The 23,506-nt window shown below is 71.8% G+C and carries 22 protein-coding genes and 1 pseudogene; 12 read left to right on the top strand and 11 right to left on the bottom strand.

Annotation, left to right across the window (positions count from 1 at the left end):
- Positions 1-50: 50 nt before the first annotated feature.
- Positions 51-1,013, top strand: coding sequence for a zinc-binding dehydrogenase (locus O7631_RS00115; RefSeq protein WP_278142488.1), 963 nt, complete (start codon positions 51-53; stop codon positions 1,011-1,013).
- A gap of 179 nt (positions 1,014-1,192) precedes the next feature.
- On the opposite strand, the gene O7631_RS00110 is transcribed toward O7631_RS00115, so the two are convergent.
- On the bottom strand, positions 1,193-2,161 hold the full coding sequence (locus O7631_RS00110) for a chlorophyllase (protein WP_278142487.1): 969 nt from the start codon (positions 2,159-2,161) through the stop codon (positions 1,193-1,195).
- Between the two features lie 74 nt (positions 2,162-2,235).
- Complete coding sequence (locus O7631_RS00105; protein WP_278142486.1) at positions 2,236-3,285, bottom strand: aldo/keto reductase; 1,050 nt, start codon at positions 3,283-3,285, stop codon at positions 2,236-2,238.
- Between the two features lie 90 nt (positions 3,286-3,375).
- Between O7631_RS00105 and O7631_RS00100 the strand changes: the two genes are divergently transcribed.
- A complete protein-coding gene (locus O7631_RS00100; protein ID WP_278142485.1) occupies positions 3,376-3,837 on the top strand; it encodes a MerR family transcriptional regulator in 462 nt (153 codons plus the stop codon).
- On the opposite strand, the gene O7631_RS00095 is transcribed toward O7631_RS00100, so the two are convergent.
- Together O7631_RS00095 and O7631_RS00090 are read right to left on the bottom strand one after the other, a co-directional pair.
- The gene (locus tag O7631_RS00095; protein ID WP_278142484.1) at positions 3,719-4,264 is read right to left on the bottom strand and encodes an aminoglycoside adenylyltransferase; all 546 of its coding nucleotides are present in this window, start codon (positions 4,262-4,264) and stop codon (positions 3,719-3,721) included. The two genes, O7631_RS00100 and O7631_RS00095, sit on opposite strands and share 119 nt — an antisense overlap.
- A gap of 49 nt (positions 4,265-4,313) precedes the next feature.
- Entirely contained in the window at positions 4,314-5,207 is an 894-nt protein-coding gene (locus tag O7631_RS00090; protein WP_278142482.1) for an alpha/beta hydrolase, read from the bottom strand.
- 156 nt (positions 5,208-5,363) lie between these two features.
- On the opposite strand from O7631_RS00090, the gene O7631_RS00085 reads away from it, so the two are divergent.
- A complete protein-coding gene (locus tag O7631_RS00085; protein ID WP_278142481.1) occupies positions 5,364-5,534 on the top strand; it encodes a hypothetical protein in 171 nt (56 codons plus the stop codon).
- Between the two features lie 20 nt (positions 5,535-5,554).
- Here the strand turns inward: O7631_RS00085 and O7631_RS00080 are convergent, their stop codons facing one another.
- From O7631_RS00080 to O7631_RS00065, 4 genes are all read right to left on the bottom strand, one after another.
- Positions 5,555-6,670, bottom strand: a complete 1,116-nt coding sequence (locus O7631_RS00080; protein WP_278142480.1) for an acetate kinase — start codon at positions 6,668-6,670, stop codon at positions 5,555-5,557.
- Complete coding sequence (gene pta, locus O7631_RS00075) at positions 6,667-8,736, bottom strand: phosphate acetyltransferase (RefSeq protein ID WP_278142479.1); 2,070 nt, start codon at positions 8,734-8,736, stop codon at positions 6,667-6,669. Before pta ends, O7631_RS00080 begins: the two co-directional genes overlap by 4 nt.
- 98 nt (positions 8,737-8,834) lie before the next feature.
- On the bottom strand, positions 8,835-9,020 hold the full coding sequence (locus O7631_RS00070) for a DUF6104 family protein (RefSeq protein WP_088987811.1): 186 nt from the start codon (positions 9,018-9,020) through the stop codon (positions 8,835-8,837).
- 121 nt (positions 9,021-9,141) lie between these two features.
- Positions 9,142-12,903 carry a multifunctional oxoglutarate decarboxylase/oxoglutarate dehydrogenase thiamine pyrophosphate-binding subunit/dihydrolipoyllysine-residue succinyltransferase subunit gene (locus O7631_RS00065; RefSeq protein WP_278142478.1) on the bottom strand — a complete coding sequence of 1,254 codons (3,762 nt, stop codon included), beginning with the start codon at positions 12,901-12,903 and terminating at the stop codon, positions 9,142-9,144.
- A gap of 273 nt (positions 12,904-13,176) precedes the next feature.
- On the opposite strand from O7631_RS00065, the gene O7631_RS00060 reads away from it, so the two are divergent.
- The gene (locus O7631_RS00060; RefSeq protein ID WP_278142477.1) at positions 13,177-13,515 is read left to right on the top strand and encodes a hypothetical protein; all 339 of its coding nucleotides are present in this window, start codon (positions 13,177-13,179) and stop codon (positions 13,513-13,515) included.
- On the top strand, positions 13,512-13,907 hold the full coding sequence (locus tag O7631_RS00055) for a hypothetical protein (protein ID WP_278142476.1): 396 nt from the start codon (positions 13,512-13,514) through the stop codon (positions 13,905-13,907). The genes O7631_RS00060 and O7631_RS00055 overlap by 4 nt, the downstream gene beginning before the upstream one ends.
- A gap of 80 nt (positions 13,908-13,987) precedes the next feature.
- Here the strand turns inward: O7631_RS00055 and O7631_RS00050 are convergent, their stop codons facing one another.
- The 3 genes from O7631_RS00050 to O7631_RS00040 form a co-directional block, all read right to left on the bottom strand.
- A complete protein-coding gene (locus O7631_RS00050) occupies positions 13,988-14,812 on the bottom strand; it encodes an ABC transporter permease subunit (RefSeq protein WP_088987815.1) in 825 nt (274 codons plus the stop codon).
- Positions 14,809-15,744, bottom strand: coding sequence for an ABC transporter ATP-binding protein (locus O7631_RS00045; protein ID WP_278142475.1), 936 nt, complete (start codon positions 15,742-15,744; stop codon positions 14,809-14,811). Before O7631_RS00045 ends, O7631_RS00050 begins: the two co-directional genes overlap by 4 nt.
- A 141-nt stretch (positions 15,745-15,885) precedes the next feature.
- Positions 15,886-16,533 (bottom strand): hypothetical protein, encoded by a 648-nt coding sequence (locus O7631_RS00040; protein WP_278142474.1) that lies wholly within the window; start codon positions 16,531-16,533, stop codon positions 15,886-15,888.
- A 157-nt stretch (positions 16,534-16,690) separates the two neighbouring features.
- Between O7631_RS00040 and O7631_RS00035 the strand changes: the two genes are divergently transcribed.
- The 7 genes and pseudogenes from O7631_RS00035 to O7631_RS00005 form a co-directional block, all read left to right on the top strand.
- Complete coding sequence (locus O7631_RS00035) at positions 16,691-17,467, top strand: GNAT family N-acyltransferase (protein ID WP_278142473.1); 777 nt, start codon at positions 16,691-16,693, stop codon at positions 17,465-17,467.
- Complete coding sequence (locus tag O7631_RS00030) at positions 17,464-18,402, top strand: lysophospholipid acyltransferase family protein (RefSeq protein WP_278142472.1); 939 nt, start codon at positions 17,464-17,466, stop codon at positions 18,400-18,402. The genes O7631_RS00035 and O7631_RS00030 overlap by 4 nt, the downstream gene beginning before the upstream one ends.
- A 425-nt stretch (positions 18,403-18,827) precedes the next feature.
- The gene (locus O7631_RS00025; RefSeq protein ID WP_278142471.1) at positions 18,828-19,655 is read left to right on the top strand and encodes a DUF4097 family beta strand repeat-containing protein; all 828 of its coding nucleotides are present in this window, start codon (positions 18,828-18,830) and stop codon (positions 19,653-19,655) included.
- The gene (locus O7631_RS00020; protein ID WP_278142470.1) at positions 19,652-20,263 is read left to right on the top strand and encodes a PadR family transcriptional regulator; all 612 of its coding nucleotides are present in this window, start codon (positions 19,652-19,654) and stop codon (positions 20,261-20,263) included. Before O7631_RS00025 ends, O7631_RS00020 begins: the two co-directional genes overlap by 4 nt.
- Before the next feature lie 85 nt (positions 20,264-20,348).
- Complete coding sequence (locus O7631_RS00015) at positions 20,349-21,050, top strand: response regulator transcription factor (RefSeq protein ID WP_030336721.1); 702 nt, start codon at positions 20,349-20,351, stop codon at positions 21,048-21,050.
- Positions 21,047-22,633: a HAMP domain-containing sensor histidine kinase gene (locus O7631_RS00010; protein ID WP_278142469.1), complete on the top strand. Its 1,587-nt coding sequence runs from the start codon at positions 21,047-21,049 to the stop codon at positions 22,631-22,633. Before O7631_RS00015 ends, O7631_RS00010 begins: the two co-directional genes overlap by 4 nt.
- Positions 22,634-22,695: 62 nt before the next feature.
- Positions 22,696-23,506 (top strand): annotated as a pseudogene (locus O7631_RS00005) (peptidase S1); the annotation flags it as partial.

Genomic DNA, 23,506 nt, shown 5'->3' with positions numbered 1-23,506 from the left:
GCGCAGGAGCCGGTGCGCGCGGCTTCTTAACGAACGCTCAGCTTGTTACCGTGCCGATCATGCGTGCTGCCTTTGCCTCCCGTTTCGACGACGCCGATCCGCTCGCCGCGCTCACCGTCGGCGAGCGGCCGGAGCCGACCCCTCCGGCCGACGACTGGGTGACCGTGCAGTTGCGGGCCACCTCGCTCAACCACCACGACCTCTGGTCGCTGCGCGGGGTGGGTCTCACCGAGGCCCAGCTGCCGATGATCCTCGGCTGCGACGCGGTCGGGTTGGACCCGGAGGGCCGACCGGTGGTCGTCTACCCGGTGGTCGTCACCCCGGGTGACCCGCGTGGGGTTTCCATCCTCTCCGAGCACTTTCCCGGGACGCTCGCCGAGCGGGTGGCCGTACCCCGGTCGAACCTGATCCCGCTGCCCGACGGCATGGCGGCGACCGACGCGGCGTGCCTGCCGACGGCCTGGCTGACCGCGTGGCGGATGCTGACCACCAAGGGCCGCGTCGCGGACGCCGACAGCGTGCTGGTCCAGGGCGCGGGCGGTGGCGTGGCCACCGCCGCCGTCGCGCTCGCCGTCGCGATGGGCAAGCGGGTGTACGCGACCAGCCGCGACTCCGCCAAGCGCGACCGGATCTCGGCCCTCGGCGCCACCGCCGTGGAGCCCGGCACCCGGCTGCCGGAACGGGTCGACGTGGTGATCGAGACGGTCGGCGCCGCCACGTTCGACCACTCGCTGAAGTCGGCCGCGCCGATGGCCCGGATCGTGGTCTCCGGGGCGACCGCCGGGCACGAGCCGTCGGTCAACCTGCGCCGGGTCTTCGCGATGCAGTTGGAGATCCTGGGCACCTCGATGGGCACGCCCGGCGAGCTGTACGAGCTGTTGGCGTTCTGCTCCGAGAACGAGGTGCGCCCGGTGGTGGACAGCGTCATCCCGTTCAGCCGGGTCGAGGACGCCTTCGCCCGACTGCACTCCGGCGACGCCTTCGGCAAGGTCGTCATCGACCACGAGGTCTGAGACGCGGTCGCTGCGGCGTCCGCGACGTCCGCGCCAAGATCCGCGCAACATCGGGGAAACTGCTGCCTCCCGGCGTCTTGAGGCAGCAACATCCCCGATGTTGCGCGGATCTTGCGGGTGCGGGGCGCGGGGCGCGGCGCGGGGCGGCGCGGGGCGGGGCGGGGCGCGCAGGGCGCGGGTCAGAGGTGGTCGTCGAAGGTGGCCAGGTCGCCGCGCGTGGCGTCGGTGGAGATGCGCTTCTTGGCCTCCGGGTCACCGTAGAGCGACCAGCGGAGGAACTCGACGGACGTGTCCGAGACCAGCCGCAGTGTCGCGTTGTCGCCGAGCAACGCCCGCCCGTGGTCGCCCTTGGGCAGGCTGAGCATGGCCTTGGGCCAGGGCACCTTGTCGTAGGCGGCCTTGCCCGCCGCGTACTCGACCACCTCGTCCAACTCGCCGTGCACGAACAGTTGCGGCGCGGCCGCGCCGGCGAACGCCGTACCCACCCCGAGTGCCGTGCCGGCGAACACCACACCCGCGTCCAGCCGTTCGTCCCGACCCGTGGTGAACAGACCGATGGTGGTCACCCCGCCCGCCGAGTGCCCGGCCGCGGCCACCCGCTCGCCGTCCAACCGGCCGCGCAGCGCGTCGCCGGCGGTGCCGTCCAGCGCCAGCACCTGGTCGAGTGCGTACGACACGTCGGCCGGCTGGTTGAGCACGTCGAGGACGTTGTTGTCGGCGCCCTTGGAGGTGTGCGGGAACGTCGGCGCGGCCACCACGAAACCGGCCGCCGCCCACCGGGTCAGCAGCTTGGCGTAGTCGTCCGGCCGCCCACCGAGCCCGTGACTGAACATCACCACCGGGAACCGGCCCTCCGCCGCGGTCGCGGACCGCTTGGCCGTGCCGCCGGACTGCCCGGCCGCCGGGTACCACAGCGTCGTCGGCAGCGCCCGGCCGTCCCGGTTCAGCTTCAGTTGGCGTACGCCGACCGCGAAGGTGGTCTTCGGGGCGGACCCGGCGGCCACCTGGGGCGTCGGCGTGGCGACGGGTCGCGGCTCGGCCGGCGGTGTCTGCCCGCCGGCACTCGGGCGGGTGTCCGCCGAGCAGCCGATCAGGCCGGCGATGAGCACGGTGCTGGCCATCAGTGCGGGAGTCACGCGACGGGGCATGAACCCAATTGTGCCCTGTCCGGCGGTGCCGCCAGCGCGGCTTGGGCGGGGTGTGCCCGCCCGGTCACCGCGCGTCAGGCCGCCGCCCGCTCGGTGAGGGGACGCCGTCTCATGGCCGTGTCGGTCAGCGCGCGTGGCGGGAAGGCGGCGTTGGGGTCGTACCGATTCGTCCCCGGCGGCACGATCTCGTCGATCCGGTCCAGGGTGGCGTCGTCCAGGGTGAGCGTGGCGCCCTTGAGCAGGTCCTCCAGCTGCGGCAGGGTTCGCGGTCCGATGATCGCCGACGTGACGGCCGGATGGGCCACGGTGAAGGCGATGGCGAGCTGGGGGAGCGTGCAGCCGATGCTCGCCGCCAGGTCGACGAGCTGCTCGACGATGTCGAGCTTGGCGGCGTTCTCGGCGATCGTGGGATCGAACTGTGCCGGCCGGAGCACGGCCCGCCCGGTCGAGAGGTCGACGGGCTGGTTCTTGCGGTACCTACCGCTCAGAAACCCGAAGGCGAGCGGGCTCCAGACCAGCACCCCCATGCCGTAACGCCGGCAGACCGGCAGCGTGGAGGCCTCGACCCCACGGGCCAGGATCGAGTACGGAGGTTGCTCGCTGCGCAGGCGCCCGAGACCGCGACGTTCGGAGACCTGGTGTGCCTCGACGATCTCCTCGGCCGGGAAGGTCGAGCAACCGAAAGCGCGGATCTTTCCCTCGCGTACGAGGTCGGTGAGCACCGAGAGCGTCTCCTCGATGTCGGTCGACGGGTCGGGACGGTGGACCTGGTAGAGGTCGATCCAGTCGGTGTCCAACCGCCGGAGGCTCCCTTCGACCGCCTTGAGGATCCAACGCCGGGAGTTGCCGCCCTGGTTGGGGCCCTCGGCCATCGGAAAATGCACCTTGGTGGCGAGCACGACGTCGTCGCGGCGCCCGCGCAGCGCCTTGCCCACGATCTCCTCGGACTCTCCCCGGCCGTACATGTCGGCGGTGTCGACGACGTTGATGCCCTGGTCGAGCGCGGTGTGGATGATGCGGACGCAGTCGTCGTGGTCGGGGTTGCCGACGGCACCGAACATCATGGTCCCCAGGCAGTGGGTGCTCACCTCGATGCCGGTGCCGCCGAGAGTGCGATAACGCATGTCGATGCTCCTTTGGCGCTTCAGTGACGATCACGTGGCACCCTAGGAGCTAGAGTCGGCTCTAGGTCAACCCTCGTTACCCTGCTCGGCATGGCTGACGACACAGCGAGTCTGAGCATCGGGCAGGTCGCCGAGCGTACCGGTCTGAGCGTGCACGCGCTCCGCTTCTACGAGCAGCAAGGTGTCTTCGTCAGCCCGATCCGTCGTGCTGCCGGCGGGCGTCGTAGCTACAGCCAGGACGACGTCGACTGGCTGACCGTCTGCATCATCCTTCGCGCCTCCGGCATGCCTCTGCCCGCGCTGCGCCGTTATGCCGACCTTGTTCGTGCGGGCGCGGGCAACGAGGAGGAACGTCTCGCGCTCCTCCAGGAGCACCACGGACGCGTCACCACCCAGCTCGGTCGGCTCACCCAGTGCCTGGACCTGATCACCTTCAAGGTCGGGGTGTACGAGGACCTGATCGACCAGAAACGGCACGCAGCAGGGCCAGGTCGTCCACGTCCTTCGGTCGGCGGGGACGTTCCGGCATCCACACCGGGTACATCTGCTTGAACTCGATCTGAGCTGCCACCGAGATCGTCGGCACGGTGAGCGCGCCGATCCGACCGGGTGGCGCGTCCAGCATTCCGGCCGGGAGTGGGATGCCGGCCCACGGACCGCCACCCACCGTCGGTCGACCGTCGCTGTCCCGACCCAGATAGGCGAAGCTGGCCTCCACGTCGGCGGAGAACAGGTCGAGTTGCGTCGTCACCGGCATTCGCGGGTCGAGCCGCCAGTCACGGGCCAGCAGCAGAGTCGCCAGTCGGTTCGCGTCCTCGTGCCAGCAGTACCAGTCGACGTCGACATGCGGACGGGTCACCGCGCCGAGCTGGAAGTCCATCGCCCAGCCGCCACGCAGCCACACCGGGATGCCGGCTGCCCCGGCCAGCCCGACCACCTCGGCGATGCTCGCCAACTGGCGGCGCGTCAGCTCGTGCACCGGGCCACCGTACCGGCGGGTGCGGTCCGCCCACCGAGCTCCGGCGGCCTCACGGGGCCGGGCGGGATTCGTAGCGGGTCAGGGGGGAGCGGGCGCCGGCGGGCAGCCGCGCACCGGCGGCCCGGTCGCCGTAGAGGGCCCAGCGGAGGAAGTCGGTGGTGGTGGCGACGACAGTGGCGAAACCCGGGTGGCCCGGCGTCAGGTACGCGCCGTGGTCCTGCCCCAGCAGGCTGAGGAACGCGGCCGGCCCTCGGGTGCGCCCGTACGCGGCCCGGCCGACCGTCAGTGGCACCACCGCGTCGGCGGTGCCGTGCACGAAGAGCACCGGCGCGGCCAGCCCCGCGAAGCTGCCGGGCAGCCCGCCGCCGGCGATGACGATCCCGGCGCGCAACCGGGCCGGGTGCCCCTCGCTGAACATCCCGGAGGTGGTGAAACCACCCGCCGAGTGCCCGGCGGCGGCGACCGCCGTCAGGTCCAGGTGCCCGGCGAGCGGGTCGTCGCGACGCCGGTCGAGACGGCCCAGGTGCCGGACCAACCGCCAGGCGTCGGCGGGCTGGTTGCGGACGTCGGCCCTGCTGAACTGGGCGGCGCCCTGCCGGGTGTGCGGGTACGCGGGCGCCGCGACCACGAACCCGGCCGCCGCCCAGCGGGTGGTCAACCCGGCGTGCAGATCGGGTCGGCTGTGCAGCCCGTGGCTGTAGATCACCACCGGGAACCGCCCGGCCGCCACCCCGTCGGTCGACACCGGGTACCAGATGGTCACCGGCAGTGGGCGCGCCGAGCGCGGATCGAGGGTGAGCGTACGCACGCCGACGGTGTACGACCCCTCGGGCGCCCGACGTGCTGACGCCGGCGCTTCACCCTGGCCGGCCTCGGGCGTCGCCGACGCGCAACCCGCCACCAACGCCGTCATCAGCACGGCGATCAGCCGCCCCGCCCCCATCCTTTTACGGTAGGTGCCCGGGCGGGCGTAGCCACCCCACCGTCCGGCTCGGCTGCGCCCGCCACCCGGTCGGGTCACGTCGACCAGCCGGATCCGGCTTGAGACGACGCGGACCGGGGACGGTGCCGCGTGACCAGCTTCGCTAGGGTCACCGGCATGGCTGAGAACTACACCGACCCCAGCGGCAACACCGAGGCGTTCCGTGCCTTCTCCCAGACGCCGGAGGCCGCAGCGCCGACGGACGCCCCGTCCCGGCTCCCCCTGATCGTGGGCGCGGCCGTCGTCGTGCTGGTGGTGGCCGCCGTCGCCTGGTTCGCGCTGAGCTGACCGGAGGGCAACTGACCAGTTCAGTTGCCCTCCACCACGCCCCGGGTCTGCCGGGCGATCTCCCGCTCCTCGTCGGTGCGGATGACGCAGACGCTCACCTCAGCCCCGGCGGGTGAGATCACCCGGTCGCCCTCGCCGTCGTTGCGGGTGTCGTCGACGCTGATGCCGAGGCGTTCCAGACCGGCCAGCGCGGCGGCCCGCACCGGCGCGGCGTGCTCGCCCACACCGGCGGTGAAGGCGATCGCGTCGACGCGGCCGAGCAGGGCGTAGTACGCCCCGACGTAGCCGGTGATGCGCCGGCAGTACACGTCGAACGCCAACGTCGCCGTCGGGTCGCCGGCCGCCCGGCGTTGCAGCACCTCACGCATGTCGTTGACGCCGGTCAGCCCGAGCAGGCCGCTGCGGTGGTTGAGCAGGTCGTCGATCTCGTCGACCGACAATCCACCCTCCCGGCGCAGGTGGAAGATGACGGTCGGGTCCAGGTCGCCGCTGCGGGTGCCCATCACCAGCCCCTGGAGGGGCGACATGCCCATCGAGGTGGCGACGCTGCGACCGTTCGCCACCGCGCAGGCGCTGGCCCCGTTGCCCAGGTGCAGGGTGATCGTGTTCAGCTCGTCGTACGGGCGGCCCAGCAGTTCGGCGGTGCGGCGGGACACGTACGCGTGCGAGGTGCCGTGGAAGCCGTACCGGCGGATGTCGTACCGCTCGGCGACGTCCCGGTCGATCGCGTACGTCGCGACGGCCTCCGGCAGGGTGTGGTGGAACGCGGTGTCGAAGACGGCGACCTGCGGGACGTCCGGCAGCGCCGCCCGGGCCACCTCGATGCCCGCCAGGTTCGCCGGGTTGTGCAGCGGCGCGAGTGGCACCAGGTCTCTGATCGCCGCCAGGACCGCGTCGTCGACCAGCACCGGGGCGCTGAACATCCGGCCGCCGTGCACCACCCGGTGCCCCACCGCGGCCAGCCCGCCGAGGTCGAGGCCGTCGAGGATCTGCCGGACGGCCGTGGCGTGGTCCGCCGGACCGCCACCGGGTTCACCGATCCGCTCGACGGTGCCGTGGTCGAGCGTCCGGTCACCGTCGTACCGTCGCCACTTGACCGACGACGAACCGCAGTTGAGCACCAGCACCTGACTCACGACGCCTCCTCGGTGGCCGCCTGGATGGCCGTGATCGCCACCGTGTTGACGATGTCCGGCACCCCCGCGCCCCGGGACAGGTCGTTCACCGGCCGCCGCAGGCCCTGCATCACCGGACCCACGGCGACCGCCCCGGCGGAGCGCTGCACGGCCTTGTAGGTGTTGTTGCCGGTGTTCAGGTCCGGGAAGATGAAGACCGTCGCGTGACCGGCGACCGGGCTGCCCGGCAGCTTCGTCGCCGCCACCGCCGGGTCGATCGCCGCGTCGTACTGGATCGGCCCCTCGACCAGCAGGTCGGGCCGACGTTCCCGGACCAGGGCGGTCGCCGCGGCGACCTTCTCCACGTCCTCGCCGGCGCCGGAGCTGCCGGTGGAGTACGACAGCATGGCCACCCGGGGTTCGATGCCGAACCGGGCGGCGGTGTCGGCCGACGAGATCGCGATGTCGGCGAGCTGCGCGGCGTCCGGGTCGCGGTTGACGGCACAGTCGCCGTAGACCAGCACCCGGTCCGCGAGCAGCATGAAGAAGACGCTGGAGGCCACCGAGACCTCCGGCACGGTACGGATGATCTCGAACGCCGGCCGGATTGTCGCGGCGGTGGTGTGCGTGGCGCCGGAGACCATTCCGTCGGCTCGTCCGGTCGCCACCATCAGCGTGCCGAAGTAGTTGGGTTGCGCCACGATGTCGTGCGCCAGCTCGGCGGTCACGCCCCGGTGCGCGCGCAGCCGCGCGTACTCGACAGCGAACTCGTCCCGCCAGCCGCTGGTGACGGGGTCGACCACGTTCGCGTCGCCGAGGTCGACGCCCAGCTCACGGGTCCGGCGGGCGATGTCGTCCGGCCTGCCCAGCAGGGTCAGCTCGGCCACTCCACGCCGCAGCAGGATCTCCGCCGCCCGCAGGATCCGGTCCTCGGCGCCTTCAGGTAGCACCAGGTGCCGACGGTGCGAACGGGCCCTGTCGATCAGCTCGTTCTCGAACATCAGTGGGGTGACCCGCGCCGAGCGGCTGACCCGCAGTCGGCGGGCCAGGTCGTCGGTGTCCACGCAGCGCTCGAACGCGCCCAGCGCCGCCTCCACCTTGCGCGGGTTGGCCGCGCTGGGCCGACCCTCGATCCGGCTTGACGCGGCCACCGTGTCGTAGCTGTCGCTGCGCACGGAGAGCACCGCCAGCCCGGTGTTCAGCCCCTCCACCAACCGCATGACCCGGGGATCGGGCTGCTCGCCGAGGGTGAGCACCAGCCCGGCAACCGACACCTGCCCGGCCACGTGCGCGGCGCTCGCGGCGACGAGCAGGTCGGCCCGGTCCCCGGGGGTGATCACCAGGGCACCTTCGGTGAGGTGGTCCAGCAGGGTCGGCACGTGGGCGGCACCGACCACGAAGTCCAGCACGTCCCGGCCGAGGGCGGCGTCGTCCCCGGCCAGCAGGGTGGCGCCGAGCGCCGCCGCCACCTCGGCCACCGTCGGCGCCGACACGCTCGGCACCTCCGGGATGGCGTACGCGGGGACCGGCAGGTCCGGCAACGTCATCGGCTCGGTCACCCGGTTGGCGATCACCGCGAGCACTGTCGCGCCCAGGTCGGCCAGGTCGTGGTACGCCCCCCGTACCGCCGCCGCCACGGCGGCCGGCTCCTGTCCGAAGCCGTCCACCACCGGCACCACGACACTGCCGAACTCGATGGCCAGTCGGGCGTTGAAGGCCAGCTCCCGAGGGTGGGCCGGGTCGCCCGGGTCGTCGAAGTCGCTGCCCACCACGACGACCGCCGGGCACTGCCGCTCCACCGCCCGGTACCGCTCGACGACGGCGGAGATCAGTTGCTCACGCCGGCCGTCGGCGACCAGCGTCGCCGCCTCGGCGTACGTGGCCCCGGCCAGTTCGGCGAGGGGCACCTCGACCCGGTACCGCTCGCTGAGCAGGGCGAGGATCGGGTCCGCGCCGCTGGAGGCCACCAGTGGCCGAAAAACGCCGATCCGCCCCACCTGCCGCGACAACAGTTCGGCCAACCCAAGGGCGACAGTAGATTTCCCCCCACCAGAACCGACGCTGGTCAGATAAACGCTCCGAGCCACAACCCCACCCCCACCCCACACTCGGTGATCAAGACGTTCGCGTCAGTTCCGGCCCCCATGGTGACCGAAAGCTCTTGATCACCGGGGGCGGAACGGAATCATGCGTCGTCGTCGTCGGGGTCGTCCAGGCGGGCCAGGTACGTGGCCAGCCGCTCGATGGGGGTTTCGAAGTCGGGGTTGAGGTCGACGAAGTCGCGCAGGCGTTCGCCGAGCCACTCCAAGGTGACCTGCTCGTCGCCTCGGCGCTCGACCAGTTCCTCGATGCCACGGTCGGTGAAGTACATCGCGTACGTCCTCGTGTTCGGCCCGGCGGGTGGCCGGGCGGTCGGCGGGTGGGTGGACCGACGCGAGCCGGGGCAGGACCGTGGGAAACGGCCCTGCCCCGGCTCGCGTGGTGCGGTCAGGTCACGGGCGGGGGAGAGCCGCCTCGATCAGCGCGGTCTGCTCGACCTCGTGGGTCTTGGCCGAGCCGACCGCCGGGGCGGCCGCGGCCGGGCGGGAGATCCGCCGCAGGCGCACGTCCGTCAGGTGCTCCAGCAGGTTGAGCGCGACGAACGACCAGGCACCCTGGTTGGCCGGCTCCTCCTGCACCCAGGCGAAGTCCTCCGCGTTCGGGTACTGCGCCAGCGCGGCCCGGATCTCCTCCACCGGCAGCGGGTACAGCTGCTCGATCCGGAGGATCGCCGTGTCGGTGACGCCGCGCTCCTGCCGGGCCTGGAACAGGTCGTAGTAGACCTTGCCCGAGCAGAGCAGCACCCGCTTCACCGCCTCCGGCGCCGGAGCGGCGGTGTCCCGCAGCACCGGCTGGAAGGTGCCGGTGGTGAAGTCCTCCACCGAGGAGACGCAGAGCTTGTGCCGCAGCAGCGACTTCGGCGTGAACACCACCAGTGGCTTGCGCTTGGGCGACAGGGCCTGACGGCGCAGCAGGTGGAAGTAGTTCGCCGGGGTCGTCGGGATGGCCACCCGCATGTTGTCCTCGGCGCACATCTGCAGGAACCGCTCCGGCCGCCCGGAGGTGTGGTCCGGGCCCTGACCCTCGTGGCCGTGCGGCAGCAGCAGGGTGACAGCCGAACGCTGGCCCCACTTCACCTCACCCGAGGAGATGAACTCGTCGATGACCGACTGGGCGCCGTTGACGAAGTCGCCGAACTGGGCCTCCCAGGCGACGAGGGCGTTGATGTTCTCCACCGAGTAGCCGTACTCGAAGCCCATCGCCGCGTACTCGCTGAGCAGCGAGTCGTGCACGAAGAACCGGGAGCGCTCGCCGTCGCCGGTGAGCGACTTCAGCGGCAGGTAGTCGTCCCCGGTGCGGGAGTCGACCACCGAGGCGTGCCGCTGGACGAACGTGCCGCGACGCGAGTCCTGACCGGCGAGCCGGACGGTGACCCCGTCGTGCAGCAGCGACCCGAACGCGATGATCTCGCCGTAGCCCCAGTCGATGTTGCCCTCGACGGACATCTTGGCCCGCCGGTCGAGCAGCTGCTGGATCCGCTTGTGCGGCGTGAAGCCCTCGGGCAGGTTGACGTGCGCCTCGCCGATGGCCTTCACGACCGCCGCGTCGGTGGCCGTGTCGACCTGCGGCTCCGGCTCCTCCTCGCGGCGCGGCCGGTTGAGCTGGCGCGGTGCCGAGGCGGCGTCCCGGGTGGCCTTGAAGACCTTCTCCAGCTGCGCCTGGTAGTCGCGGAGCAGCTCCTCCGCATCCTCCACGGTGATGTCGCCGCGACCGATCAGCTCCTCGGTGTAGAGCTTGCGGACCGAACGCTTCGAGTCAATGATCTTGTACATCTGTGGGTTGGACATCGACGGGTCGTCGCCCTCGTTGTGCCCGCGCCGGCGGTAGCAGACCATGTCGATCACGACGTCCTTGTTGAACGTCTGCCGGTATTCGAAGGCCAGCCGGGCGACCCGGACCACGGCCTCGGGGTCGTCGCCGTTGACGTGGAAGATCGGCGCCTGGATCATCCGGGCCACGTCGGTGCTGTAGAGGCTGGACCGGCTGTATTCCGGGGCGGTGGTGAAGCCGACCTGGTTGTTGACCACCACGTGTACGGTGCCACCGGTGCGGTAACCGCGCAGCTGCGACAGGTTGAGGGTCTCGGCGACCACACCCTGCCCGGCGAACGCGGCGTCACCGTGCACCGCCAGCGGCAGCACCGTGTAGCCCTCCAGCTTGAGGTCGATCCGGTCCTGCTTGGCCCGGACGATGCCCTCCAGCACCGGGTCGACGGCCTCCAGGTGCGACGGGTTGGCCACCACCGACACCTTGACCGCGTGCTCGCCGTCCGGGGTGGTGAACTTGCCGTTCTGGCCCAGGTGGTACTTCACGTCGCCGGAGCCCTGCGTCGAGCGCGGGTCCAGGTGACCCTCGAACTCCGAGAAGATCTTCTCGTACGGCTTGCCGACGATGTTGGCCAGCACGTTGAGCCGACCCCGGTGGGCCATGCCGATGACGACCTCGTCCAGGCCGTTCTCGGCGGAGGACTCCAGGACCTCACCGAGCAGCGGGATCAGCGACTCGCCGCCCTCCAGCGAGAAGCGCTTCTGGCCCACGTACTTGGTCTGCAGGAACGTCTCGAACGCCTCGGCGGCGTTGAGCCGGTTGAGCACGTGCTTCTGCTCGTCGGCCGACGGCTTCTCGTACTTGCGCTCGATGCGCTCCTGGACCCAGCGACGCTCCTCCGGGTCCTGGATGTGCATGTACTCGATGCCGACCCGGCGGCAGTACGAGTCGCGCAGCACCCCGAGGATCTCGCGCAGCTTCATCCGCTGGCGGCCGGCGAAGCCGTTGACCGGGAACTCCCGGTCCAGGTCCCACAGGGTCAGCCCGTGCTGGAGGACGTCCAGGTCGGGGTGCTTGCGGATCTTGAACTCGAGGGGGTCGGTGTCGGCCATCAGGTGACCGCGCACCCGGTACGCGTGGATCAGCTCGTGCACCCGGGCGGTCTTGTTGATCTGGCCCTCGGAGCTGACCGCCACGTCGCGCATCCAGCGCACCGGCTCGTACGGGATGCGCAGCGCGGTGAAGATCTGGTCGTAGAAGCCGTGCTCGCCCAGGATCAGCTCGTGCATGACCTTGAGGAACTCGCCGGACTGCGCGCCCTGGATGATCCGGTGGTCGTACGTGCTGGTCAGCGTGATGATCTTGCTGACGGCCAGCTCGGCCAGGGTGGCCTCGGACATGCCCTGGTAGGGGGCCGGGTACTCCATCGCGCCGACACCGATGATCGCGCTCTGCCCCTGCATGAGCCGCGGCATCGAGTGCACGGTGCCGATGCCGCCCGGGTTGGTCAGCGAGATCGTGGTGCCGGAGTAGTCCTCCATGGTCAGCTCGTTGCGCCGCGCCCGACGGACCACGTCCTCGTACGCCTGCCAGAACTGCCGGAAGTCCATCTGCTCGCAGCCCTTGATGGAGGGGACCACGAGGTTGCGGCTGCCGTCGGGCTTGGCCAGGTCGATCGCGATGCCGAGATTGACGTGCGGCGGGCGGACCATCGCCGGCTTGCCGTTGGCCTCGGCGAAGGAGTTGTTCATCTCCGGGTGCTGGACCAGCGCCCGGACCAGCGCGTAGCCGACCAGGTGGGTGAAGCTGACCTTGCCGCCGCGCCCCCGGGCGAGGTGGTTGTTGATCACGATGCGGTTGTCCACCAGCAGCTTCGCCGGGACCGCGCGGACGCTGGTCGCGGTGGGCACGCTCAGCGAGGCGTCCATGTTCTGGACGATCTTCGCGGCGACGCCACGCAGCGGCGTGGTCTGCGGACCGTCGGCGGTCGGCGCGGCGGCCTTGGCGGCAGGCTTGGCCTTCTCCGGCGCGGCCTTGGGCGCGGCCGGAGCAGTGGCAGCGGGCTTGGCCGGCGCCGACTGGGCGGCGGCCGGCTTCGCGTCGGCCGGCGCGCTCGCCGGCTTCGCTGGGGCGCTCGGCTGGCTGACCTTGGCGGCTGCCTCGGGCTGACCGTCCGGTTCGGGAGCGGCGGCCGGCTTGTCCGACGACTCGGCCCCACGCGGGGTCGCCGCTCCGGGTGCCGGGCGGTAGTCGGCGAAGAAGTCGTGCCAGGCCGAATCGACGCTCGTTGGGTCGGCGAGGTAGCGCTGGTACATCTCCTCGACGATCCACTCATTCGGGCCGAAACCCGCTAGTGGGTTCTCCTGCGAAGTCTGCTGGGTCGACACGGCCGGTAATCGCCTCTTTCACGCGGGTTTGTGTGGCACGCGGTGCGTCCCTCGCGCCCGGTAGGAGAGCGCGAACTGGACGGTTCCCAGGCTACGCCGTGCGGATCCCGCAGGCATTTCCGCCTCGGTCCCGTGGCCGGTTTCACAGAAGATGCCAGAAGTTCACCAACCGCTGCGTGATCGGCCGCCGGCTGCTAGCGATGGCCATGAGGCCCGACAACTGAGTACGGATGCCGATGTCTCCGCGCCGCGAGTCCGGTGAGGATCCTTCGCATGGATCACAACGGGGTACGGGGGCGCTACGGCCGGAGTGTGGCGGTGGCGTCCGGTTGGTACGTGACTGTCGGTGCGGCAGTGGCGGTGGGCCTGGCGAGTGTGCCGAGCCCGCCGCCGACGGACTGCTCGGCCTGGTTCAGTTGCCTGTCGCCGGGGGAGTCCCTGGCGCTGGTCATGCTGGTGTGGGGTGGGCCGGTGCTCGCCGGGTTGCTCGTCGTGACGGCGCTGGTGACCGCGCTGGTCGTCCGGCTGGTGCCGACGGCGGTGCTCGCCGGCACCCTGTCCGCAGTGGTCACCGTCACGATCTGCGCGGCCGTGTACGCGGGGCGCTCGTGAGGCGGCTCGGCCTGGGAGGGCTCTTCTTCGTCTGGTTGTACGGGGTGCCGTTCCTGCTCGTGGTGGGCCTGATCCGGCGCACCTCGAAGCCGTACGCGCCGACCCACGAGGCGGCGCAGGCGTTCGGCGCCGGCACCGACGCCGTGCTGATCGCCGCCCTCCTGCTCAACGCGCTGCCGATCGTCGGGCTGTGGCTGGCCGGCGAGGGGGACTGGCACCGGCACTTCCGCTGGGCGGTCGGCGGCATGGTGGTGGTGTATCTGCTGGTCGTTCTGGTCGGCCGGATGGCCACCGGCGGCCTGATCGGCCACACGCCCGCCGACGACGAGCCCGCCCCGGCGGTCACCCAGTGCATACCGCGCAGCGGCGGCCGGGGCTGCCCCGGCGGGTAGGTCGGGCCGGAGCTGCCCTGGCGGGTGAGCCGGGCCGGCGTTCCGGGGTGACGGCGGCGCTGCCGTCACCCCGGCACCGGTCAGGAGATGTCGCGTCGACGCATCAGCAGGGTGCCGACCACGCCGGTCACCACCGCGTACCCGATCAGGACGGCGGCCCCGGCCCAGCGCGGCGGGTTGCCCGGGATGTCGGCCCCGGTGACCATCAGCGACGAGGCCAGCGACGGCACCAGCAACTGGAGGTTGTTGATCCAGTCACCCCACCGGTCGGCCAGGATGGCGATCACGAAGATGGCGCCGATCGAGCCGCCCAGGTAGAGCAGGATGCCGGTCACCGTGGCACCGATCTGGCTGCGCAGCAGCACGCCGATGCCGACTCCGAACACCGCCCAGAGCAGGTACGCGAGCAGGTTCAACCCGATCGCCCGCCACGCGGCCTCGTTGCCCAGTTGTGAGTCGAGCCCGATGGCGTTCAGCACCGCCGAACCGGCGACCAGGTTGAACGCGGTGGTCACCAGCCAGAACAGCAGCGCCAGCACGCCCGCCGCCACCAGCTTGGCGCTCATCACGGCGGTGCGGTGCGGGTTGGTGAGGAACGTGGTGGTGACCGTCTGGTGGAAGAACTCGCTGGTCACCACGATGATGCCGAGCAGCATCACGATCAGCAGGCCGAAGAACTGCCCGGTGGTGAACAGGTTCGAGGAGAGCGCGTCCGCGCTGGACGCCGCCGCCAGGGTGTCGGCCTGGTCGGCCGGCACCTCGCCGAGGTTGCCGTTGGTCAGGGTGTCGGCCTGCAGCCAGTTGATCAGCAGGGTGAGCGCCCAGAGCGGCAGCGAGATGAGCGCGAAGATCCACCAGGTGTTGGTGGTACGGATCTTGAGCAGCTCGGATCGGACCAGGTTCATCGGATGCCCGCCTTTCCGGCCGTCAGCTCCAGGAAGACCCGTTCCAGGTCGGGCCGTTCGGTGGTCAGTTCGTGCAGTTCCACGCCGGCCGCGAGGGCAGCGCGGCCGATGGCCGGCGCGTCCACCCCGGTGACCAGCAGCACGCCCTGCTCGTCGACGTTCACCGTCGCCGACTGCGCCTTGAGCGCAGTGGTCAGCGCCTCGGCCTGCGGCGTACGTACCCGGACCTGCGCGCCCTGTGCCATCGACCCGAGCACCTGGTCGACCGGGCCCTGCCGGATCAACTGGCCGGCGGCGATGATCACCACGTCGTCGGCGAGCAGCTGCATCTCGGACAGCAGGTGGCTGGAGACCAGCACCGTACGACCCTCGTGGGCGAGGTTCTTGAGGAACCCACGCATCCACCGGATGCCCTCCGGGTCCAACCCGTTGGCCGGCTCGTCGAGGATCAGCACCCGGGGGTCACCGAGCATCGCCGCGGCGATGCCGAGCCGCTGCTTCATGCCCAGCGAGTAACCCTTGAACTTGCGCTTCGCCGCCGGGGTCAACCCGACCAGTTCCAGCACCTCGGCGGCCCGCTGCTTGGGCAGCCCGGCCGCCGCGCAGATCACCCGCAGGTGGTTGATGCCGGTGCGGCCCTTGTGCGCGCTGGACGCCTCCAGGATCGCGCCGACGTGCCGCAGCGGGTCGGCGAGGTCCGCGTACCGGCTGCCGCTGATGGTGGCCGTGCCGGCGGTCGGGGTGACCAGGTTCAGCAACATGCGCAGCGTGGTGGTCTTACCAGCGCCGTTCGGGCCGAGGAAGCCGGTCACCCGCCCCGGCGCCACGGTGAAGGACAGGTTGTTCACCGCCCGGACGTTCTTGTACTGCTTTGTCAGACCGGACACCTCGATCTGACCGTCGCTGGTGGGGCTTCTCTGCCCGTCAGTCATCGTTCTCCTCCCGTGCGTGGCGTCGAGGTACGCCGTGGCACAGCGTGACGGCCCAATGCAACAAGGTCAATCAGGCACGGTCCGTATGTCCTGATCCGTCTCAGGGTGGAGACGGGTCCTCCCTGCGGTTGACGACCGGGATCAGCGGGCGATCCAGGTCGCCCGTGCCGCGCCCAGCAACGCGCCGTCCGGGCCGTACAGGCTGGTGTGCACGGTCGCCTTGCGCCCGTCGACGCCGAGCAGCGCCCCGGTCACCACGCACTCGTCGCCGGGCGCCGGCAGCGCGGCGACCACGGCGGCGATCCGGCCCAGCAGGTACGGGCGTCCGGGCGCGAGCACCGTCCACCCACCGGGACAGTCCAACGCCGCCCAGACCGTGGCCTCGCTGACTTGTCCGGGGGCCCGGAACGGCGCGGCGGTCCGCCCGTCCGGCAAGGGGCCGGGAAAGATCCGCAGCCCGTCGGACCGCTGCGGTCCGCAGACGTAACAGCCGGGGAACGGATGCTCGACCAGCCCCGGGTAGCGGGTCGCGGCGGCCACCGCGGTCTCCAGGTCGACCGGGGGTACGACGGCATCGACCGCGTCGACCGGGCGTACCTCGGCCACCAGGTCCCCCGCCGGGTCCCGGACCTCGCCGTCGACCAGCCGCAGCTCGGTCTCCAGCGGCGGTGGTCGGCGCAGTGTCACCTCGACCGGCCCGGTTCCGCCCGCCTCGGCGGCGAACACCCCCGCGCTCCATCCGCCGTTGCCGGAGCCGGTGGGCCCGTTGTAGCGGGACTCGATGCGCATCGTCGACCTCCAGGTGGCGTACCAGCGTCCTCGCCGGCCGTCCCGGCAGCCTCGCACGGGCGGAACCCTGTGGTGCTCGCGGTCTCGCCTGCCGGCGTTCATCCGATCGACACCGGTGGTCCCCGTGAATGGCAACCCAGGCACCTACACAGATCCCATGGCCGTTCTGCATGCCGCTGGCGCACCCCTGAAGACCAGCGGATACACCCTGCTGATCGCCGACGACCCCACCCAGGTCGCGGCCGCGCAACGCCTGCGCCACGAGGTGTTCGCCACCGAGCTCGGCGCCACCCTCCGTCCCGGCCAGGCCGGGCTGGACGTGGATCCCTTCGACGCGTACTGCGACCATCTGATCGTCCGTGAGGACAGCACCGGCGCGGTGGTCGGCACCTACCGGCTGCTGCCGCCCGGCCGGACCCCCCGCCGGTACGCCGAGGGCGAGTTCGACCTCACCGCGCTCGACTCCCTCCGCGACGACCTGGTGGAGACGGGCCGGTCCTGTGTGCATCCGGACCACCGCTCCGGCGCGGTGATCAACCTGATGTGGGCCGGTCTGACCCGCTACCTGCACCTGCGCGGCTCCCGCTGGCTCGGCGGCTGCGCCTCGGTGCCGGTGGACGACGGTGGACGGACGGTCGCCGAGGTCTGGGCCCAGGCCCAGACGCGGCACCTGTCGCCGCCGCCGCTGCGGGTCCGTCCGCTCCGACCCTGGTTCGCCGAACCGGCGGCCGCCGCACCGGTGACCGCCGCCGAGCCGGCTGGGCGCGTCGTGGTGCCGCCGCTGCTGCGGGGCTACCTCCGGCTCGGCGCGTGGATCTGCGGTGAACCCGCGTACGACAGCGACTTCGGGTGCGCGGACTTCTACGTGCTCTTCTCGCTGGACCGGATGAACCCGCGGTACCTGCGGCACTTCCTGGGCGGGGAGCAGCGGTGACCACCGTGGCGCACGACCTGTGGCGGCCCTCCTCGGGCTGCGACGACGACTGCCTGCCGGTGGCCGGTGAGGTGCCCACGGTGCCGGTGGCCCGTCGGGCGCTGCGATTGGCGGCGGCGGCCGGCATGTTGGTCGCCGGGGTCGGCCTGGTGCTGCTGCTGCCGGTGCTTCCAACCCGGGAACGGCAGGCGGCGGTACGCGGCTGGGCCCGGGCCACCATTCGCGCCTTCGGCGTCCGGCTGGTGATCCGGGGCCGGCTGCCCCGACGGCGGGCGCTGCTGGTCGCCAACCACGTCTCGTGGCTGGACATCCTCGCGGTCCTGGCGGTCGCGCCCACCCGGATGGTCGCCAAACGGGAGATCCGCTCCTGGCCGGTGGTCGGCCTGTTGGCGGCGGCGGCGGGCACTGTCTTCGTGGACCGGTCCCGCCCGAGAGCACTGCCGAGCACCGTCGGCCGGGTCGCGGACGCGTTGCGCGCCGGCCGGTCGGTGGCGGTCTTCCCGGAGGGTACGACCTGGTGTGCGGGTGACGGTGCCGACGATTGCCGCCCTGGTGGTGGTTTCCGGCCCGCGACGTTCCAGGCGGCGATCGACGCAGGCAGCCCGGTGGTGCCGCTGCGGCTCGCCTACCGCTGCGACGCGACCGGCTCCGCGACCACGGCGACCGCCTTCCTCGGCGCGGACACCCTGCTGCGGTCGGTGGCCCGGGTGGTCGCGGCGCGGGAGATCGTGGTTTCGGTGACGATCGCCGCCGCACTGCACCCCGCCCGGGACGCCGATCGGCGGTTGCTGGCCCGGGCCGCCGAGTCGGCCGTACACCTGCTGCCCGCATCGGACGCGGCGACGCGGACCCGCTTGCGTGCGGTTCCCACAGTGGCCCCGGCGGTCCCCGTCCCGACGCCGACCACAGGAAGCGACCTGGACCTGGCGGCCTAAGCCCGCCCGCCCCCGCCCGCCCCCGTCCCCGCCCCCGCCCTCCACCCCGCGCCCTCCCGGGCCCCCGCCCCGCGCCCTCCCGGGCCCCCGCCCCGCGCCCTCCCGGGCCCCCCGCCCCGCGGCCTCCGCCGCGGGATCACCCGCCAAGATCCGCGCAGGATCGGGGATGTTGCTGCCTCCGGAGCGCCTGAGGCAGCAACATCCGGGAAGTTGCGCGGATCTTGGGCGCGGCGCGGCGCGGCGCGGGGCGGGTGGCGCGGGCGGCGCGGGGCGGGCGGGCGTGGGTGGTGTGGGGGTTTCGGCAGAGGTCTTGGGGGTTGGTGGTCTGGCGGCTCGCGACCTATCTTGTGATGTCGCGATGTATCGCGTTAGTGTCTCCTGGTGTGGCACGTGTCGGCGTGTCGCATCGTCGAGAGGGGGACGCCATGGCCGGATGGACGGTCGAGAGCCCGCAGCGGCTCACCGTGGACGGTCCGGTCACCCGGCTGGACGTCCGGCTGGTGAGCGGACGGCTCAACGTGGTCGCCACCGACGGCCCGACCCGGATCGACGTCACCCAGGTCGGTCGCCGGCCGGTAGTGATCGACCACTCCGACGGCCGGCTCAGCATCCGCCAGGAGCGCGGCCGGAGCTGGTCGGACGTCCTGCGGTGGTTTCGGATGATCCACCGGTACCCGCGGGTGGACGTCTCCGTCGCCGTGCCCGCCGACGTCCTCGCCGATCTGGGTCTGGTCGCGGGCTCGTTGGTCGCCTCCGGCCTGCGCCGGCAGACCACAGTGCACGTCGTCTCCGGCCAGATCACCCTGATGGGCCTGCGGGGCAACACCTCCGCGACCATCACGTCCGGGCCGGTGGAGGCGCTCGGCATCCGTGGCGACCTCTCCATGGAGACGGTCTCCGGCGAGGTGATCCTCGCCGACAGCGCCGCCGACCGGGTGCGGGCGCAGACCGTCTCCGGCGCGATCACCTGCGACCTGGTGGAGAACCCTCGACGCAGCGAGATCCGGCTGACCACCATCTCGGGCGGCATCACCGTCCGGGTCCGCGAGGACAGCGACCTCGCCGTGCAACTGCAGACCGCCTCGGGCCGGATCACCAGTGGCTTTCCGCAGATCCGCACCTCGACGTTCCCACTGCGCAGCAGTGAAGGGGTGCTCGGCGCGGGCGAAGGTAAGCTCTGGGCTTCCGCGACCTCGGGGAGCATCGCCCTGCTCGCCCGAGCCGTCGACGACGATGGGGAGGAGTTGCCGTGACCGCCGTGTTCAGCCACGGACGGCTCCGGCTCTACCTGCTCAAGCTCCTCGACGACGGCCCGAAGCACGGGTACGAGCTGATCCGCCTTCTGGAGGACCGGTTCCTCGGGCTCTACGCGCCCAGCGCCGGCACCATCTACCCCCGCCTCCAACGGTTGGAGGCCGAGGGCCTCGTCAGCCACACCGCAGCCGGTGGCCGCAAGACGTACGACATCACCGACGCTGGTCGTGCCGAGCTGCGCCAGCGGGCCGGCGAGTTGACCGAGCTGGAAGCGGACATCGCCGCCTCGGTGGCCGACCTCTCCAGCCTGGCCGGCGAGATCCGCAGCGAGGTACGCGGGTCGGTACGCGACCTCAAGCGGGAGCTGAGCGAGGCCACCCGGCAGACCCGGCGTACCCGGTGGGAGACGCCCGCACCGCCGCCCCGGCCGGCGTCGGCCACCGGGCCGCACGCCGCGCTGCTCGACGAGTTCGACACGCGGCTGGCCGCGTTCACCTCCGAGGTGGGTCAACTCGTGCGCGCCCGACGGTTCAGCGAGACGCAACTCCGCACCGCGATCAGGTTGCTCGACGGCGCCCTGGACGGGCTGCGCCGCCTGTTGCGCTGAGTCGGAAAACCAGTCGACCGCGACTCACAGGGTTTTTGCAGGAACCGTCCAGCGCCGACGCAGTGATGTCACCGATGATGGGCCCATGCCCGCTACCCAGACCGAGGCGCGACTCCTCGTGGTCGAGGACGACCCCAACATCCTCGAACTGCTCTCCGCGAGCCTGCGGTTCGCGGGCTTCGACGTGGCCACCGCGACAAGTGGGAGCGCGGCGCTCAACGCCGCCAAGGACCACCGGCCCGACCTGGTGGTCCTCGACGTGATGCTGCCGGACCTGGACGGGTTCGAGGTCATCCGCATGCTCCGCGAGGGCGGCACGCGTACCCCGGTGGTCTTCCTGACCGCCCGGGACGCCACCGACGACAAGATCCGTGGCCTCACCCTGGGCGGTGACGACTACGTCACCAAGCCGTTCAGCCTGGAGGAGTTGACCGCCCGGATCCGCGCCGTGCTGCGCCGCACCACGACCGGCGAGCAGGCACCCTCCCGGCTCACCTTCGCCGACCTGGAGTTGGACGAGGAGACCCACGAGGTGCACCGGGCCGGGCAGCGCGTGCAGCTCTCGCCGACGGAGTTCAAGCTGCTGCGGTACCTGATGCTCAACGCCAACCGGGTGCTGTCCAAGGCGCAGATCCTCGACCACGTCTGGAACTACGACTTCCGCGGTGACGACAACATCGTCGAGTCCTACATCTCGTACCTGCGGCGCAAGGTCGACACCACCCAGCCTCGGCTGATCCACACCCTCCGTGGCGTCGGGTACGTCCTGCGCAAGCCGGCGGCGTGAACCCGGTCCAGCAGGCGAAGGGGCGGGTGCGCGGCGTTCCACTGCGGATCAAGCTGGTCACCTCGGTGCTGGCGCTGGTCGCCGTCGCGCTGCTGGTGATCAGCGTCTCGACCGCGTACTTCCTGCACAACTACCTGGTCGACCAGATCGACCTGGAGCTGCGTAGCTCGGCCAAGGGAATCCAGTCCATCACGGAGAAGGGGATCCAGTCGATCACGCCGTCGACGAACACCGTCTCGCTGCCCAGCGACTACGTGGTCGTGCTGACCGACGCGCGGACCGGCAGGGTGCAACCGCCCCTGTACGACTCGTCCCGCTTCGGGGTGGACGATCTGCCGCCGTGGCCGAGTGACGCGAGCGGCTTCCAGGCGCAGGACGAGGCCCGCGAGGGAAATCCGTTCACCGTTCGGGCCCGGGACAGCTCGGTGCGCTGGCGGATGCTCTACACCGAGCTGCCCAACGGCCAGATGGCCGTGATCGGCCAGCACCTGACGGATGTCGACCAGGCCGTCAAACGACTGGCCTGGATCGACCTGCTGGTCGGCGGTGCGGTGCTGATCATGCTGGCCTCGGTCGGCGCGGCGATCGTCCGCACCAGCCTGAAACCGCTGGTGGAGATCGAACGCACCGCCGCCGCCATTGCCGGGGGTGACCTGACCCGCCGGGTGCCCGATCCGGAGCAGGGGCAGGAGCATCCCACCTCCGAGCTGGGGCGGCTCTCCCGCGCGCTCAACGCGATGCTCACCCAGATCGAGGTGGCGTTCACCGCCCGAGCAGCCTCGGAGACCGCGGCGAGGTGGGCGGAGAGCGCCGCCCGGGACGCGGCGGCCTCCGCCCAGGCATCCGAGGCGCGGGCCCGGCGCTCGGAGGAGCGGATGCGGCAGTTCGTCGCGGACGCCTCGCACGAGCTACGGACCCCGCTGACCACCATCCGTGGTTTCGCCGAGCTGTACCGGCAGGGCGCCTCCCGCGCGCCGGAGCAGACCGCCGGCCTGCTGCGCCGCATCGAGGACGAAGCGGCGCGGATGGGACTGCTGGTGGAGGACCTGCTGCTGCTCGCCCGCCTGGACCGGGAACGGCCGCTCTCGCTGACTCCGGTGGAGCTGCCGGTGCTCGCCTCCGACGCGGTGCACGCGGCCCGGGCGATCGCCCCGGACCGGCGCATCGAGCTGGAGATCGCGCCCGACGCGGGCCCGCTCGTGGTCTCCGCCGACGACGCGCGGCTGCGCCAGGTGATCGGCAACCTGGTCACCAACGCGTTGACCCACACTCCGACCGACGCCGAGATCCGTGTGCGGTTGCGCAGCGAACCGGGCGGCTTCGCCGTGGTGGAGGTGGCCGACACCGGCCCGGGCCTCTCCCCGGAGCAGGCCGAACGGGTCTTCGAGCGATTCTACCGGGCGGACGCGGCACGGACCCGGCGGGCTGACGGCAACACCGGCACCGGCCTCGGCCTGGCCATCGTGGCGGCGTTGGTCGCGGCTCACCACGGTTCGGTCGAGGTGGCCGAGACGCCGGGTGGCGGGGCTACCTTCCGGGTCCGGCTTCCGCTGCTGGCACAGGTCGACGACGCCGGCGAGTGACTTTCAGCCAACTTCCAGGACGGTTCCAGCTTGATCGCAGAGCTGGGGGGGAAGGTAGTGCCATGACCGAGTTCGAGTCCGACCCGCAGCGCCGGCCGGCCCCCACCGACGCCGAGCCGTCGCACCCCACCGCCGAGCTGCCGCGCGACGAGCGCGCGCAGTCCGACTCCCCGACCACTCCCATCGAGGTCGTCTCCACCAGCGGTGACGACACGCCGACGAGCGCCGTGACCCCGACCGCGTCGCCCGCGCCGGCCGGCCCCTCCGCGCCCGCCCACCAGCCGACCGGGTACGAGCCGCCGACCGCCTACCAGCCCTCGGCCGCCACCCCGTCCGCGCCGCCGTACCCGGTCTCCGGCTACCCGGCGCACGGCCAGTCCGGCTACCCGCAGCAGAGCGCCGGTCAGTACCCCGGTGCTCCCTGGTACCCGGGCCAGCAGTCCGGCTGGGCCGGCGGGGGCCAGCCGGGCATGGCGTACCCGGGTCAGCACCAGCAGCACGCCCAGCACCCCGGGCAGCACCCCCAGCACCCGGGCCAGCCGGTTCCTCCGTGGGGCCCGCAGGTCGCGCCGCCCGGCAGCGGCCCTCGGCCGGGTCGGATCGCCAAGTTCGCCGGGGCCGGCGTCGCGGTGTTCGCCCTGATGCTCGGGTCGGGCGTCGCCGGTGGCGCGCTCGCCCTGGCCCTCGACGGTGACGGCGGCGGCGTCACCCGCACCTACTCGGCGGCACCGGTGATCAACGGCGCGGACCTGCCGAAGATCGCCGCGTCCGTGCAGGACAGCGTCGTCTCGATCACCACCGACAGCGGTGAGGGTTCCGGGGTGGTGCTCAGCGCCGACGGGTACGTGCTGACCAACAACCACGTGGTCGCCT

It is taken from the genome of Micromonospora sp. WMMD967, assembly GCF_029626165.1.
Classification (GTDB): domain Bacteria; phylum Actinomycetota; class Actinomycetes; order Mycobacteriales; family Micromonosporaceae; genus Micromonospora; species Micromonospora taraxaci.
This window is presented reverse-complemented; position numbering and strand designations above follow the sequence as displayed.